Annotated in this window: 13 protein-coding genes; 6 read left to right on the plus strand and 7 right to left on the minus strand. The window is 36.4% G+C overall.

Annotated features, from left to right (window positions below; all coding sequences use genetic code 11):
• Positions 1-98: 98 nt before the first annotated feature.
• The 7 genes from Cop2CBH44_RS08060 to pulA form a co-directional block, all read right to left on the minus strand.
• Complete coding sequence (locus Cop2CBH44_RS08060; RefSeq protein WP_021932001.1) at positions 99-1,235, minus strand: acyltransferase; 1,137 nt, start codon at positions 1,233-1,235, stop codon at positions 99-101.
• A 27-nt stretch (positions 1,236-1,262) separates the two neighbouring features.
• On the minus strand, positions 1,263-1,706 hold the full coding sequence (locus tag Cop2CBH44_RS08065; RefSeq protein WP_246469193.1) for a gliding motility lipoprotein GldH: 444 nt from the start codon (positions 1,704-1,706) through the stop codon (positions 1,263-1,265).
• A gap of 22 nt (positions 1,707-1,728) precedes the next feature.
• Positions 1,729-2,955 carry a PSP1 domain-containing protein gene (locus Cop2CBH44_RS08070; RefSeq protein WP_021931999.1) on the minus strand — a complete coding sequence of 409 codons (1,227 nt, stop codon included), beginning with the start codon at positions 2,953-2,955 and terminating at the stop codon, positions 1,729-1,731.
• Positions 2,956-3,060: 105 nt separating this feature from the next.
• A complete protein-coding gene (rny, locus tag Cop2CBH44_RS08075; RefSeq protein ID WP_021931998.1) occupies positions 3,061-4,602 on the minus strand; it encodes a ribonuclease Y in 1,542 nt (513 codons plus the stop codon).
• An 89-nt stretch (positions 4,603-4,691) separates the two neighbouring features.
• Positions 4,692-4,991 carry a cell division protein ZapA gene (locus tag Cop2CBH44_RS08080; protein ID WP_021931997.1) on the minus strand — a complete coding sequence of 100 codons (300 nt, stop codon included), beginning with the start codon at positions 4,989-4,991 and terminating at the stop codon, positions 4,692-4,694.
• 5 nt (positions 4,992-4,996) lie between these two features.
• Complete coding sequence (locus Cop2CBH44_RS08085) at positions 4,997-5,290, minus strand: coiled-coil domain-containing protein (protein WP_021931996.1); 294 nt, start codon at positions 5,288-5,290, stop codon at positions 4,997-4,999.
• A gap of 115 nt (positions 5,291-5,405) precedes the next feature.
• Entirely contained in the window at positions 5,406-7,406 is a 2,001-nt protein-coding gene (gene pulA / locus Cop2CBH44_RS08090) for a type I pullulanase (RefSeq protein WP_021931995.1), read from the minus strand.
• Between the two features lie 183 nt (positions 7,407-7,589).
• On the opposite strand from pulA, the gene Cop2CBH44_RS08095 reads away from it, so the two are divergent.
• From Cop2CBH44_RS08095 to lpxA, 6 genes are all read left to right on the plus strand, one after another.
• Entirely contained in the window at positions 7,590-9,221 is a 1,632-nt protein-coding gene (locus tag Cop2CBH44_RS08095) for a B12-binding domain-containing radical SAM protein (protein WP_200755875.1), read from the plus strand.
• A 114-nt stretch (positions 9,222-9,335) separates the two neighbouring features.
• On the plus strand, positions 9,336-9,911 hold the full coding sequence (locus Cop2CBH44_RS08100; protein WP_021931993.1) for a Crp/Fnr family transcriptional regulator: 576 nt from the start codon (positions 9,336-9,338) through the stop codon (positions 9,909-9,911).
• Positions 9,912-10,129: 218 nt separating this feature from the next.
• Complete coding sequence (locus Cop2CBH44_RS08105) at positions 10,130-11,320, plus strand: efflux RND transporter periplasmic adaptor subunit (protein ID WP_021931992.1); 1,191 nt, start codon at positions 10,130-10,132, stop codon at positions 11,318-11,320.
• 61 nt (positions 11,321-11,381) lie between these two features.
• Positions 11,382-14,564 (plus strand): efflux RND transporter permease subunit, encoded by a 3,183-nt coding sequence (locus Cop2CBH44_RS08110; RefSeq protein ID WP_021931991.1) that lies wholly within the window; start codon positions 11,382-11,384, stop codon positions 14,562-14,564.
• Positions 14,565-14,600: 36 nt separating this feature from the next.
• Complete coding sequence (locus Cop2CBH44_RS08115) at positions 14,601-15,977, plus strand: TolC family protein (RefSeq protein ID WP_021931990.1); 1,377 nt, start codon at positions 14,601-14,603, stop codon at positions 15,975-15,977.
• A gap of 26 nt (positions 15,978-16,003) precedes the next feature.
• Complete coding sequence (gene lpxA / locus Cop2CBH44_RS08120) at positions 16,004-16,783, plus strand: acyl-ACP--UDP-N-acetylglucosamine O-acyltransferase (RefSeq protein ID WP_021931989.1); 780 nt, start codon at positions 16,004-16,006, stop codon at positions 16,781-16,783.
• Positions 16,784-16,883 lie beyond the last annotated feature (100 nt).

Raw genomic sequence — 16,883 nt, forward strand, 5'->3', positions numbered from 1 at the left:
CTATAAAACTTATTTAGACATTCCTAATGAATTTACAATTTACACTTTCAACAATTTGTCTTAAATTATACATAACTATTGCACTTATACTTTGACTTCTACATTACCATACGACGAGTAACTCTAAACTGCCTCATTATCCACACAATAAAGCTGCTGACTACAAAAGCCAATATCGCCATAATAATGATATAGAGAAATGTCGGCAAAGAAACCACCGACGTCAAAAAATCATATGCAACTTGTACAAAAACAAAGTGACATAAATATATGCCAAAAGTATATGATGCTAAACGCGATAACCAAACAACCGATGGAATGTTCATTTTTTGTATTATAACGAAAACCGGAAAAGTCATCATAAATACATTGATACCTGCAAAATACCAAACTATTTCAAGATAAGCATAATTCCCCGGAAAATACTTCTGAGTCAAAACATAACCCAAAGAAGTAATTAAATATCCGACAAAAAACATCGGCAGAGTAATGCATAACATTTTCTTCCAACTCCAATCTAACGGATATTTCACCAAATAATATGCCAATACTAAATAACCGATAAACCCTGATACATAATAAAACGTACCATAATCGTTCCAATCACAAATTCCCAATATTCCCATATTTCCAAAATTACCAGTATATCCCAATAACGGAGCAGCCATTTTGATATAAGGTAATAACAATGAAATACCCCAAACATATAAAAAAAGCTTTATATCTCGACGTGATGCTTGCTTTAACCATACATCCAATACAGGTATAATAAAATAAAGCCCTATCAGCATATAAAGATACCATAACGGAGTAGTATCATAATTAAAATTAAATATAAATGTATATATTTTCGTTAATGTTGCACCAAAAACATAATTCTCAGGATCAATCAATGGACTATGCGAAGTTGTAATAAAATTCAAATAAATGTAATACAATAAAGGTAATACAACGGACCAAAAAATAAGCGGAATAAGAATTCGACCAATTCGTTTCTTATAAAAATCTCCCATGCTTATTCGTACTGGAAATAATAATACTCCAGACATCATAACAAACAAAGGTACACAAGCCCGAACAAAACTTCCAGAAAATACACCTGTCAAAAATGTGCTTCTATCATTGTCGAATTGAGCCACAAAAGGGTCACAACAATGCGAAAAAACAACTAAAAAACATGCCACAACCCGCAACAAATCGATCCATCCAATATTCTCCCGTTTACTTATTTCCATGATATTATCTTGTTATATTTCATTATTTCATTTTATATTCTGTATTCGTGTTACTTTTACACCGACATCCTTAATATTCTGAATAACATCTTCTCTCATGCCTTGCTGTATAAGTATCGGATATTTACCAGGAACAGAAAAGTGAACTCTCTTTTTAAAAGGAATTTCCTGCTGATAAGAAGGTCCCCAACCTGAGCCATACCATTTTCCATAAACATCAGCCAAACGGCACTCTAACGTATCAGTACGTTGCTTCCCCTCTCCATCAGTATACACAATAAACAACCACAAATTGCTATACGCATAATCATTGGTATATCTCAGAGATACATCTATATCGTATAAACTTAAAGTATCTTCAATTTCAGGAGAAAATCTCTGTATCTCCCTCTTATCCCATCCCCTCTCTGGAAGATGATTAAATGAATGATATACGACTCCACTATCACTACAAGCACATAACAGAGCCACCCAAACAATACTTATTAATATTCTATTCCCCGCTATTTTCACGATTCTGTTTCGATTGATCATTCACAGGTTTTCGCACAGGCTTCGGTTGATTGCCATTTCCTCCTTCACCATTCGCATTCGTTCTCTTTATGAAAGTTTTCTTTCTCCGTTTATTATTCCCATTCGATTTCTTTTTCGCCTTGTCAAAACGCGTAAGGCTATCCTGACCAACAACATCTTCAAAATCCTTACGAATAGGTTCTTTATTAGTCTCTATTTCCAAACTATCTGGCCGCACACCTCGCTTATTCAAAGCTATAATCTCAAAAACCCGAGATGCATCCAAAGTTACCAAATTAGCCGCCATATCTTTACTTGAGGAATAAGTCATCTGACGTTTGAAAATATCTGTTTTAAAATGATAATATACTGCATCTTTTGTCTCTAAAGGAATCTCCTTCGACGGTAATTTTTTCTGACTTTCTACATAAGCATCCACCTCGTAATTCAAACAACACTTCAACTTAGCACATTGGCCTGCCAATTTTTGAGGATTTAATGAAATATCCTGATAACGAGCTGCACTCGTAGCTACAGAGACAAAACTCGTCATCCAACTGGAACAACACAATTGACGACCACAAGGTCCTATTCCACCTATCCTCCCAGCTTCCTGCCGAGCTCCGATTTGCTTCATCTCAATACGAACCTTAAAAACTTCCGCCAATACTTTTATCAACTGTCTAAAATCAACCCGGTCATCTGCAATATAATAAAAAATTGCTTTATTACCATCCCCCTGATATTCTACATCTCCAATCTTCATATTCAGATTCAAATCCTCTGCTATCTTACGAGCTCGGAGCATTGTATCATGTTCTTTGGCCTTTGCTTCTTCACATTTTTCCAAATCGTTTGGTTTCGCTTTCCGATAAATCCTCTTCAAATCTGGATTATCAAGTTTCACTCCATTCTTTTTCATCTGCAGTAAAACCAATCGGCCTGTCAATGTAACAACTCCAATATCATGTCCAGGGTTCGCTTCAACAGCTACAATATCTCCTTTTTCAAGCTTTATATGAGTGGAATTTTTATAATATCCTTTTCTTGTATTCTTAAACTGCACTTCCACCATCTCCGTATCATTATGTGATTCCGGCAAATCAGCTAACCAATCATAACAATATAACTTGTTAGCCTGATCTCGACAACAACATTTTTTTTTCGAAGTCTGGTTACTTATATTATTATCTGACGAATTGTCCATTGTATTATATTTTAATTACACAAACCACAGACCACACAAAAAGTTTTGAGTGACATCTGTGGTTTGTGCCGTTATATTATGCCTTAAGGCAATACTTTATATCGTTTATTTTGCAAAGCTTACTGCACGGGTTTCCCGTATAACGGTAATCTTAACCTGACCAGGATAAGTCATTTCATCTTGAATCCGTTTAGCTATTTCCGTTGACAGGTTTTCAGTCTCTGCATCATCAATTTTATCAGCCCCCACAATTACCCTTAATTCTCGGCCAGCCTGTATTGCATATGTTTTCAATACTCCTGGGTATGAAAGCGCCAATTGTTCAAGGTCATTTAATCTCTTTATATAAGCTTCAACAATCTCTCGGCGAGCACCAGGTCTTGCACCCGATATAGCATCACACACTTGCACTAAAGGAGCAATAAGACTACTCATTTCCACTTCATCATGATGAGCTCCAATAGCATTACAAATGTCAGGTTTCTCTTTGTATTTTTCAGCTAATTTCATTCCTAATAAAGCATGTGGCAACTCCGGCTCCTCATCAGGGACTTTTCCTATATCATGTAATAATCCAGCACGCTTCGCTTTTTTAGGATTCAAACCAAGTTCGCTCGCCATAACTGCACATAAATTAGCTGTCTCCCGAGAATGTTGCAATAAATTCTGTCCATAAGAAGAACGGTATTTCATCTTACCTACTAAGCGAATCAATTCAGGATGCAGGCCATGAATTCCTAAATCTATTGCTGTACGTTTTCCCGTCTCTATAATTTCTTCCTCAATTTGTTTCCTAACTTTTGTAACAACTTCTTCGATACGTGCAGGATGGATACGTCCATCGGTAACTAACTGATGCAACGCCAAACGGGCAATCTCGCGCCGAACAGGATCAAAAGCTGAAAGGACAATAGCCTCCGGAGTGTCATCTACAATTATCTCAACACCAGTAGCCGCTTCAAGAGCCCGGATATTACGCCCTTCACGACCTATAATACGCCCTTTTATTTCATCCGATTCAATATGGAACACTGTTACTGAATTTTCTATCGCCGTTTCTGTAGCAACTCGCTGTATACTCTGAATAACAATCCGTTTAGCTTCCTTATTAGCTGTCAACTTGGCTTCATCCATTATATCATTAATATAAGATGCAGCTTCAGTCTTTGCTTCTTCTTTCAATGATTCTATTAATTTTTCTTTCGCCTCGTCAGCAGAAAGACCCGATAAATGCTCTAATTTCTCAACCTCTGTTTTATGCAACCGTTCCAACTCCTGTTTCTTCTTTTCAATTACCTCAAGTTGGGCATCCAAATTTGATCGTATAGCATCAGCCTCAGCTTTTTTACGCTGTAATTCCTGCTGCTGTTGATTTAACTGCAATTCTCGTTGTTTTGCTTTAGCTTCAGCCGACTGCAATTTAGCATTACGAGCATTAGCTTGTTTTTCCATATCAGCCTTCAAGTGAAGAAATTTTTCTTTCACTTCAAGCATCTTATTTTTCTTTATAACTTCAGCCTCTTTATCGGCCTCCTCAATAATTGATTTTACCCTGGATTTCAGTAAGGTTTTGTAGATAACGTAAACCAAACCGCCACCTAACAACAAACAACCAATACCGATCCCAATTAATAGTATGTATTCCATCTGTTCGTATTTAATTATTATAAAAAAGCACTACAAACAAGGTTATGACACCTTGATGCAGTGCAGGAAATTTCAATATTTATATTTTATTAATCGTTTTTCAAATAGCCTCCTAAGTCCTCATCCAGCTCCTTAATTGATTGGGCTAACATATCCACATCCCGTGATTCTTTCATTTTCAGATATGCATATGATAATTCCAATGCCGTCATACTCAGAAAATCCTGTTGGGTTTTCGTTTTATCCGCGCCTAAACGCCCTGTATAATTAGCAAGTTTTATCTCTATCAATTTTGCCGCTTTCCTGATAAGCTCTTCTTCCTCTGGTTTTATAAAAAGAGTATGCGAACTCCCGGCTATTATCAAATTAATTTTTAACTTATCGTTCATAGCATCTATTCATTTAATAAAGAGATGCACTTATCGATTTCCCGCACTAATTTGTTGAACCTGTTTCGAGCTTCACGAACATCACTATCTCCAAATGCAAGTCCTTTTGCCGTCTTCAGGTTCTGGTATTTGATATTCATCTCCTCTAATTCCTTCCGTAAAGCCGATATTTCTTCAGACTGTTCTGCTATATGCATTTGCATCGCTTCCGCTCTTTCTTTCAGCTCCTCATGACGCCTCATCAATTCTCTGATTTTTGCGCCTAAAGTAACCAATAACAATTTTGGATTATCGGACATTTTATATCAAATTCTACACAAATATAGAGATTATCATCGAAAATTAAAATATATAGCCGAATATTTTAACTCTTTATTTAAAAATCAGAATACACAAACATCTATTTCTGTACATTTAATTATGATAAAGAATTAAGGCTGAAGAGCCTGGAACTAAAATTTTTCCACCAGACATTTTTCCTATACCATCTTCATCAATCTTTCCATCCTTCCCAACTATAATCCACTCCTCTTTTGGTATTTCTATTTGCTTATCCATTTTATTTCCATTAAACACCACCAAAATTTCTTTCCACAAATCGCCATTTGCATAATCACCCAGAGTATAAGCAACCACTCCATTTTGCCCCGTATCTAAAAAATGCAGTTTTTCTTGTATATCTTTAGTACGTTGCATCCGAAATGCTGGATGATTTTTTCTCAAAGAAATAAGGGCTTTATAATAGGTATATAAATCTTTATATATACTCTTATTGGTCCAATCTATTTTATTGATAGAATCCGGAGACTGGAATGAATTATGTATTCCTTTTTTAGAACGGAAAACTTCTTCTCCATTAAACATAAAAGGTACACCTTGAGAAGTAAACACAATCGTTTGGGCCAACTTATCGTATTTCAATAAGTCATCTTGCGAAGCATCTGGATTAGAAACTCGTAATTTATCAACCAAATTCAAGTCATCATGACTCGATACATAATTTATAGACTGATACGGATAAACAGAATAAGGTGCTGAAGAATAATTCACTTTCCCATAATTTATTTGAGGATGAAACGTTGCAGCGACAATTCCAAACTTAACACTCTCATCCAAAGCAGTATCTCCCGTTGCAAATCCTCTCATTGCATCATCTTTGAAGCTCCCCTTTATACCATCTCGTATATCATCATTAAAAACAGCAATTCCTGGCATCTGTGCAGCATTTTTTTTCAAAGCCCTCTTTTCTTCTGGATAAGGAGATGGTCCAGCCGTCCAACCTTCACCATATATAAAAATCGTTGGATCAATTTCATCTAACGCTTTCCGTACCTGATTCATTGTTTCCAAATCATGTATCCCCATTAAATCAAAACGAAAACCATCTACATGGAACTCCTTTGCCCAATATTTAACTGATTCTACAATATACTGTCTCACCATTTCACGTTCTGAGGCCGTTTCGTTTCCACAATGAGCTGCATCGGAATAACCCCCGTCTGGATTATGTCGATAAAAGTAGCCTGGAACAGTCAAACTAAAATTCGATTCATCATTTTTATATGTATGATTATATACTACGTCCATAACTACCCGTATTCCATTTTTATGTAAAGACTGTATCATTTTTTTCATTTCTCGTATACGAGTCTCCGGAGTATAAGGATCTGTTGAATATGAACCTTCTGGTACATTATAATTTTGAGGATCATATCCCCAATTATACATATTTTCATCTAATTTGCGTTCATCTATAGAACCAAAATCATATGAAGGCAATATATGAACGTGGGTTACCCCTAAATCTTTCAGATGGTCTATTCCAGTCATCTCTCCCAAAGGGCTTTTCGTTCCTTCTTCAGTCAATGCTAAAAATTTTCCACGATTTTGGATACCAGACGTAGAATCGATAGAAAAATCCCTATGATGCATTTCATAAAGAATAATATCATTAAAACTATTTAATGCCGGTCTTTGGTCATTTTCCCAACCTTCTGGATTTGTAGCTGCCATATCTATAATAGCCGCCCTTTTACCATTCACACCTACGGCTTTATTCCATATACCAGGAGTTTCAGCCAACCACTTACCATTTTCCTTTATCTTAAAAGTATAAAATTTTCCATAAAGTTGTCCCTTTAAGGTAGCTCTCCATGGGTCTTTGCCCGATTTTCGAGTCATTTTTATTATTTGTTCAGGCTCTCCAGTCTCACCATTATCATATATTCGTAATTCCACCTCCTCCGCGGCCGGAGACCATAAAGCAAAATTTGTTTCATTATCAGAAACTTTCATCCCCAAATCATCTCCCCAATATGATGGATAATCGCTATAATCTGTATACGGCATCTTTTTTCGATGGCAACTTCCAATAAATATCAAGGACAAAAGTATCCAATAAATAATAGTTTTCATATATAACAAAATAAGTTTTTCATTTTATAACAGTATTTTCCATTAAATAGTTTAGTCCATATTTTAGCTATGAGGTTTTACATTCTTACTATCATGAGTATACATTCAACGTAAACCAATCGATTTGCTTTCACTCCCGTTTATATTATCTTTATATCTTTGCACAAAAAATACCAGATATTTATGAAATTACTTTGGATAGACTTAAATAGCTCTTATGCCCATGCATCCTTAGCATTACCTGCACTACATGCCCAAATGCAAAACGAAGAGTCCATTGAATGGTCAGTTATATCTGCAACTATCAACGAAAATATTGGAATGGTAGTAAAAAACGCAGCAAAATACAAACCAGATGTCATCGCTGCCACAGCATGGCTCTTTAACCGAGAGTTTTTGCTCCATGTTATATCCCGCCTGAAAGCAATTTACCCCGAAACTATCGTTATACTTGGTGGTCCCGAATTTTTAGGAGACAATTACGACTTTCTTTCTACACATGCATATATCAATTGTGTATTCAGAGGAGAAGGAGAAGAATATTTCCCTAAATGGATTGATATTTGGAACAAACAGACCCAATGGAGTACTATAACAGGATTATGCTATTTCGACAACTCTCAAAAATATCATGACAATGGCACAGCCCGAGTTTTACAATTTGACAAATTAAAATACCCTGAATCCAGCCGTTTTTTCAATTGGGAAAAGCCATTTGTTCAATTAGAAACAACAAGAGGATGTTTCAATACATGTGCTTTTTGTGTCAGCGGAGGAGAAAAACCTGTAAGGGCACTGCCTGTAGATACAATACGTACGAGATTACAAAACATAAAATCTCACGGAATACAAAATGTCAGAATCCTTGACCGCACATTCAATTATAACACAGCTAGAGCAAAAGAACTTTTAGCTCTCTTCTCTGAATTTGAAGATTCTATTCGTTTCCACTTAGAAATACACCCTGGACTACTAAATGCAGAAGCTAAAAACACGTTAAAAAGCATGCCTAAAGGAATTTTACACTTGGAAGCGGGAATTCAAAGCTTACACGAGGAGGTACTAGACTGTTGCCGTAGAAAAGGAAATTTAAAAAATTCCCTCGACGGGTTACAATTTCTTTGCAATCTACCTAATATGGAAACCCATGCAGACCTAATAGCGGGACTACCACTATATCACTTTGAACAAGTCATAAGTGACATTTATACTTTAGCACAATTCGGAGCAGGAGAAATTCAACTCGAGTCACTAAAATTATTACCAGGAACAGAAATGCGTCGCAGAGCTGAAGAATTAAACATCCATTACTCGCCTCTTCCACCATACGAAGTTTTAGAAACGGCATCAATGTCTATTGAAGAGTTACAACAGGCCAGACTTATTTCTCGTCTACTCGATGGATATTATAATACTCATGTATGGAAAGATATTACAAGAAAATTAATAATATCTGAGAAAAATTTTATTCTACACTTTCTCAAATACCTTATAAAATCAGATGTTATAGACAAACCCCTAAGTATCGAAAAAAGAGGATTATTACTTTATGATTTCTGTAAAAAAGAATACCCATCTTATATATTCGACGTAGCGCTCGCCTGGATAAAAGCCGGAATGTCCTTAAAAAAAGAACCTGCCGAAAACATAAAAACCAAAGGACAAACTCCTCCTAATAACTGGGAAATAATACAAGGCAAATATCATAAAAATATGAAACTTTACATGTTACCCACTCCCCAAAATAAATATTGGTTTGGTTACGACCCTTTAAAAAAACAATTCATTCCTGATATGATTGCTATCTCTAATTGACAAAAAAAGTTTACAGACAAAAATTATTTCTGAAAAAGCACAAAAATTATGCATTGAATTTATTACAATTTAGCATATTTCACTACATTTGTTCGTTCTCAAAAACGAATAAAAATGCAGGAATTTATCAATTATTTACAAGATAACCTCCAATTATCCTCACTTCAAACAGAATTTTTGAAGACACAAATAGTTCCTCAGCATTTCAAAAAAGGAGAAATATGGGTGAATCCTTCTGAATTTGATGAACAAATATATTATATCAAAAAAGGCGGATGCCGTAGCTTTTATTTAAAAGATGGGAAAGATATTACTTTTTCATTTGCCTTTGAAACGAACCTACTCATATCCGTTCGTTCTAAATTAACAAAAAAAGACTATCCTGAAATTATAGAATTTCTCGAAGATACAGAAGCCTTCTCTTTAAAAATGTTCCCTTTTGATGAGCTTTGTAAAGACTACCCTCAATTTGCTAGATTTTCATTAACCATTTTATATCGTTATAACACTTTTTTAGAAGAAAGAATTATAAATTTGCAATGCAAAACTGCAAAAGAACGTTACGAATGGTTACTTTCTAAATATCCAAAACTTTTACAAAAAGCAACCTTAGGACACATAGCTTCGTTTTTAGGCATTACTCCGGAAACTCTCAGCCGAATTCGTGCTGACAAAAGTTATAACATTTAAAAAGATACATAAACTTTTTTTTTATTTAATAAACAATTTAACAAAAATATCTTTTAACCACCTTTATTATTATGACCCACGTTTTTTTGATAAATATCAAAAAATAGTAATAAGAATCAGGGTAATTTTGCATACATTTTTATCCGTGATGGATAGACCTAATAGGTTTTCAAAATAATAATTATATCAATAGAAGATAACATCAAAACAAGCAGACAATGAAAATTAGCAAATCTATGATTATTCAATCTCAAAGAGTAATTTTAATCGCTTTGTCTCTCTCTCTTTTTGCCTGTGGCAAAAAAGGACAAACTTTACCTAATGCAGCTCAAGAGTATGCAGTTGTTACACTCAAACCAACTGCCATAGAGCTAAACAACAGTTATCCCGCAACAATAAAAGGTTGCCAGGATATCGAAATTCGCCCAAATGTAAGTGGATTCATCACTAAATTATGTGTAGATGAAGGTGCATTAGTACGGAAAGGACAACTTTTATTCGTCATTGACCCTATTCAATATCAAGAGGCAGTAAAAGTAGCTGAAGCGGCAGTAAAAGTAGCCGAAGCAAATGTAGCTACAAATGAACTTACCGTCAAAAATAAAAAAGAACTTGCAAAGAAAAATATCATTAGTGATTACGATTTACAAATGGCAGAAAATCAGTTGGCAACTCAAAAAGCTACATTAGCTCAAGCCCAGGCACAACTGATCAACGCAAGAAACAACCTTTCTTATACCCAAGTTACAAGCCCATCAGACGGAATTGTAGGAAATATACCTTTCCGTGTTGGAAGTTTGGTAAGTCCATCATCAGCAACCCCTTTAACAGTTGTATCTGATTTTTCTAAAATGTTTGTCTACTTTTCAATGAATGAAAAACAAATTTTAGAGCTTACTCGCCAAGGAAAAGGAGCTTTATCTCAAATGCCTGAAGTAGAGCTACAATTAGCAGACGGTAGCATCTATTCAGAAAAAGGAAAAATCGAAACATTAAGTGGAGTTATCGATCAAACAACTGGAGCAGCAAGCATTCGTGCCACATTTTTAAATCCAGAAAGAGTATTGCGCAGTGGTGGCTCAGGAAATATATTGGTTCCTGTCAAAAATGATTCCGCAATCGTAATTCCACAAAAGGCAACATACGAAATACAAGATAAAAAATATGCTTTTGTAGTAAATGATAGCTCTGTCGTAAAAATCGTAGGGATTGAGATCCTTCCTATTAATAACGGACAACAATATGTCGTAACCTCCGGATTAAAAGCCGGAGACCGAATAGTGGTTGAAGGTATAGGAACTACCGTAAAAGACGGCATGACTATCAAGCCTATCACCCCTGAAGAATCCGCGGCTAAAATTCAGCATGCAGCGCAACAAGCATCAGCTATGGGCGCAGCTAAAAAATAAGGATTTATCGTCTATCATTTTATCAAACGGAAAAATCAATCCGTATTAAATACAAAAAATTATGAAATTAGACAGATTTATAAAGCGGCCGGTATTATCAACGGTTATTTCTATTTTAATCGTTATTTTAGGAATATTGGGATTAGTATCATTACCCGTAACCCAATACCCGGATATCGCTCCTCCCACAGTACAAGTAAGTACTAGCTATACGGGAGCCAATGCCCAAACTGTATTGAACAGTGTTATCGCTCCTTTGGAAGAACAAATAAACGGCGTAGAAAACATGATGTACATGACTTCTACAGCCTCAAATAATGGAGAAGCATCCATTCAAGTATATTTCAAGCAAGGGACTGATCCTGACATGGCTGCAGTCAATGTGCAGAACCGTGTAGCTAAAGCCCAAGGATTTTTACCGGCAGAAGTAACTCAAGTCGGAGTGATTACCAGTAAACGGCAAACCAGTATGTTGATGGGTATCTCCGTTTTCAGTTCTGATAACCGATACGACGAAACTTTTCTGCAAAATTATGTAAAAATCAATCTTATCCCTCAAATTCAACGTGTTGCCGGTGTAGGTGATGCAATGGTAATGGGAGCTGATTACTCCATGCGTATCTGGCTGAAACCAGATGTGATGGCCCAATATAAATTGATGCCAAGCGATATTTCCGCAGCCCTTGCCGAACAGAACATCGAAGCTGCTCCCGGTCAATTTGGAGAAAGTGGAGATCAATCTTTCCAATATATCATGAGATATAAAGGCCGATTAGAAACACCCGAAGAATTTGAAGATATCGTAATACGAGCTACGGAAAGCGGAGAAGTTTTACGTCTAAAAGATGTCGCACGTATTGAATTAGGAGGTTTGACATATGGTTTCGGAACTCGGACCAATGGACATCCAGGAGTTACGGCTATGATATTCCAGACCGCAGGGTCGAACGCTACAGAGATTATCAATAATATCAGTAAAATCCTTGAAGATTCATCTAAAGATTTTCCTCCTGGAGTAAAATATGATGTGTTACTGAATGCCAACGATTTCTTATATGCATCTATTCATGAAGTATTAAAAACATTGATCGAGGCTTTTATTTTAGTATTCCTTGTAGTATTTATTTTCTTACAAGATTTCCGTTCCACATTAATACCAGCTATTGCCATACCTGTAGCATTGATAGGTACCTTCTGTATTCTGTCACTTATTGGATTCAGTCTGAACTTATTGACTCTCTGTGCACTTGTGCTAGCAATTGCGATAGTCGTCGACGACGCGATAGTCGTCGTCGAAGCAGTACATGCAAAGCTCGACCAAGGTTACAAGTCTCCTGTCAAAGCATCTATCGATGCCATGAATGAAATATCCGGTGCTATCGTATCCATTACATTAGTGATGATGTCCGTATTCATCCCAGTAAGTTTTATGCCGGGAACATCTGGAACATTCTTCCGCCAATTTGGATTAACGATGGCTATATCCATTGGACTTTCGGCTATTAATGCATTGACTTTGAGTCCTGCTCTTTGTGCCTTATTCCTAAAGCCTCATCAAAAAGATGAAGAAGGGAAAAAAGTCAAAATGAGTCTAATGAAAAGGTTCCATACTGCATTTAATACAGCTTACGATATAACCCTTGAAAAATATAAAAAGGGTATCATGATTTTCATTAATAAAAAATGGTTAGGATTTGGAGCTGTAATTGCCAGTATTGTAATACTTGTCGCATTGATGAAAGCAACACCTACTGGACTCGTACCCAATGAAGATACAGGAACATTCTTTGTTGTAGTCGATATGCCTCCGGCAACTTCACTCGAAAGGACTCAAGCAGCATTGGCAAAAATAGACAGTCTAATTGCTGCTAATCCCGCTGTTAAAAGTCGTACAGAAATTGCAGGTTATAGCTTTATCTCAGGTCAAGGAAGTTCATATGGGACATTTATTTGTAAGCTTAAGTCGTGGGACGAACGAGGCAAAGGGCAAGATGTAACGTCAGTTACAGGTATGCTCTATATGCAAGCCATGAACTTGATAAAAGATGCCCGCGTTCTGGTATTTGCTCCTCCTATGATACCTGGATATAGTGTAACCAATGGTTTCGAATTTAACTTACAAGACAAAACGGGTGGAGACTTGGACCGTTTCTATTCTGTTGCCCAAGGTTTCTTGGCAAAATTAAACGAACGTCCTGAAATTGCAGCGGCACAAACGTCATTTAATCCAAACTATCCACAGTACATGGTAGATATCGATGCGGCAAAATGTAAACAAGCTGGAATCAGCCCTAGTACACTATTATCTGCATTACAAGGATACTATGGTGGACTATACGCATCAAACTTTAATCGTTTTGGTAAGCTATACCGAGTTATGATACAGGCTGATGCTAATTTTCGTGTAAGTCCTGAAACACTGAATCAGATTATGATCCGTAATGGAAACGAAATGGCCCCGATTACCCAGTTCATAACATTGCGTAAAGTATATGGACCGGACAACATCAAACGATTTAACATGTTTACATCTATGACAGTTAATGGTTCTCCTGCACCGGGATATAGTTCAGGACAAGCTATCCAAGCAATTGAAGAGGTTGCTAAAGAAACTCTACCTTCTGGATATGGATACGAATATTCTGGTATGACACGAGAAGAGCAAAGTACAAGTGGTAGTACTACATATTTGATATTCGTACTATGCTTCGTATTCGTATATCTGTTATTAAGTGCACAATACGAAAGTTACATCTTACCATTGGCCGTTATACTTTCTGTACCATTTGGGTTAATGGGAAGTTTCATTTTTGCCCAATTTATGGGAGTAGAAAACAATATCTACATGCAAATTGCATTGATTATGTTAATTGGTCTTTTAGCTAAAAATGCTATCCTTATTGTCGAATTTGCACTCGAACGGAGACAAACAGGAATGAGTATTGTTTCTGCTGCAGTTCTCGGGGCTTCTGCCCGTTTACGTCCTATATTGATGACTTCATTAGCTATGGTTATTGGATTACTACCCATGATGTTCGCTCATGGTGTCGGAGCAAATGGTAACAGTACTCTAGGTACCGGAGCTATCGGAGGTATGCTAATCGGTATGATTTGCCAGATATTCATAGTTCCTACACTATTTGTTGCATTCCAAACGCTACAAGAAAAATTCAAACCGATGGAATGGAAAGATTTGGACAATACAGAGCTGGAAGCCGATATCGAACAATATATAAGTAAGTAAGAATTTGTACAGAAACGGTTTTTAAAGATAAAAAGAATGAAGAAACAAATTTTATATACCGTATGTCTGGCAGCTTTGATGAGTAGCTGCCACATATACAAATCCTATGATCGGCCCGAAATTGATACAAAAGGTCTTTACCGAGATCCTCTCTCTGTAAATGACACACTTACTTCGGATACGACTAATATGGGTAATCTGCCGTGGAAAGAAGTATTCACCGATCCCAAGTTACAAGAAATTATACAATTAGGCTTAGATCAAAATACGGATTTACAGAGTGCCATGTTAAATGTAAAACAAGCAGAAGCAAGTTTTATGAGTGCTCGTATGGCTTATGCTCCCTCCTTGGTTTTATCACCACAGGGAGGAGTTAGTAGCTTTAACAAATCAAATCCAACATGGACATGGTCTGCTCCGGTCGCAGCCAGTTGGGAAATAGACTTATTCGGGAAATTGCTTAACTCAAAACGCAAAGCAAAAGTTGCTTTACTACAAAGTGAGGCTTATAAACAAGCAGTACAAACGCAAGTAATATCTGCTATCGCAAATTATTACTATACCTTACTGATGCTGGACAAACAGCTATCTATCACAGAAGAAACATCGGTAATCTGGGATAAAAGCTTAGAAACCATGCGGGCAATGAAAGAAGCCGGAATGGTTAATGAAGCTGCAATTGTACAAAGTGAAGCAAACAGTTATATGGTCAAAGCTTCAATCCCGGACATAAAACAACAAATAAAAGAAGCAGAAAACGCTTTGTCTTTGCTTCTAAAACAGGCTCCTCAAAAAATAGAAAGGGGTTCTATCGATGACCAAAATTTCCCTGAAGTTTTAAATGCGGGAATTCCTGCACAATTATTGGCAAACCGGCCGGATGTAAAAGCCGCAGAAATGGCACTTGCTATGGCTTACTACGGAACAAATGAAGCCCGTGCAAATTTTTATCCGCAAATTTCCATTTCCGGGACATTAGGATGGACAAATCAAGCTGGAAATATGATAGTCAATCCAGGAAAAATGATTTTGTCAGCTTTAGGTTCTCTCACACAACCACTTTTTTACCGTGGAGCCAATATTGCTCAACTAAAAATAGCTAAAGCTCAACAAGAAAGTGCAAAACTTAGTTTTGAACAGGCAATTCTAAATGCAGGAAGTGAAGTTAGCAATGCTTTAACTTCCTATGAATCTGCAAAAGAAAAGAGTATTCAACGCGAGAAACAAATAAATTCTTTAGAAAAATCGGTTGAATATACACAACAATTGTTAACTTTAGGGACATCGACATACCTCGAAGTACTTACAGCTCAACAATCGTTACTAAGTGCACAACTTTCACAGGTATCCGATAGTTTCCAGCGTATGCAAGCGATAGTTAATCTCTATCATGCATTAGGTGGAGGACGATAAGTTATGAACCTTAAATTAGTAAAATTATGATTAGTCCATTGGCCTATGTAAATCCGAAGGCAAAAATTGGGAAAGATGTCACCATCCACCCTTTTGCGTACATCGATGAAAATGTCGAAATCGGAGACAACTGTACAATTATGCCTTATGCAAGTATCCTGTCAGGAACCCATATGGGAAGTAACAATATGGTGTACCAAGCTGCAATCATCGGTGCAACTCCTCAGGACTTTCAATTTAAAGGAGATGAAACTTTTGTAGAAATCGGCAATGATAATGTAATCCGAGAAAAAGCAATTATCAACCGAGCAACATTTAAAGGGAATTCCACCACTGTTGGAAATGGAAATTTCATTTTAGAGGGTGTTCACATAGCCCATGATACTCAAATCGGAAATTTTTGTATTTTGGGTAACGGAACAAAAACTGCAGGAAACTGTACCCTTGATGATAAAGCAATCTTAGGTAGCGGAGTTATCCTCAAACATGGTTGCCACGTAGGCGGTTGGACATTAGTCAGAGATGGTTGTCGAGCAAATAAAAACGTACCCCCATATATTGTCGCTGCTCATAATCCAATCAGTTATTATGGAATCAATGCTGTTCTTTTATCAAAAAAGGGAAATATTCCTAATGACATTTTAGATAATATAGCAAAAGCCTATCGTCAAATATATCAATGTGGAACCAGTTTAGAAAACGCTCTCCGCAATATAAGAGAAATGGTACCTATGTCTCCAGAGATTCAATACATCTTGGATTTTATCGAACATTCTGATAAAGGAATTATCGGAGGCGTTCAATAAAACTAAATAAACTTAATATACAAAGCGCAGGGATTAAAATCTCTGCGCTTTGTATGTATATAAACATCATATATCTTAATTTAAAATATACCATTCATAG

The sequence above is a fragment of the Coprobacter secundus subsp. similis genome (assembly GCF_015097275.1).
Taxonomy (GTDB): domain Bacteria; phylum Bacteroidota; class Bacteroidia; order Bacteroidales; family Coprobacteraceae; genus Coprobacter; species Coprobacter secundus.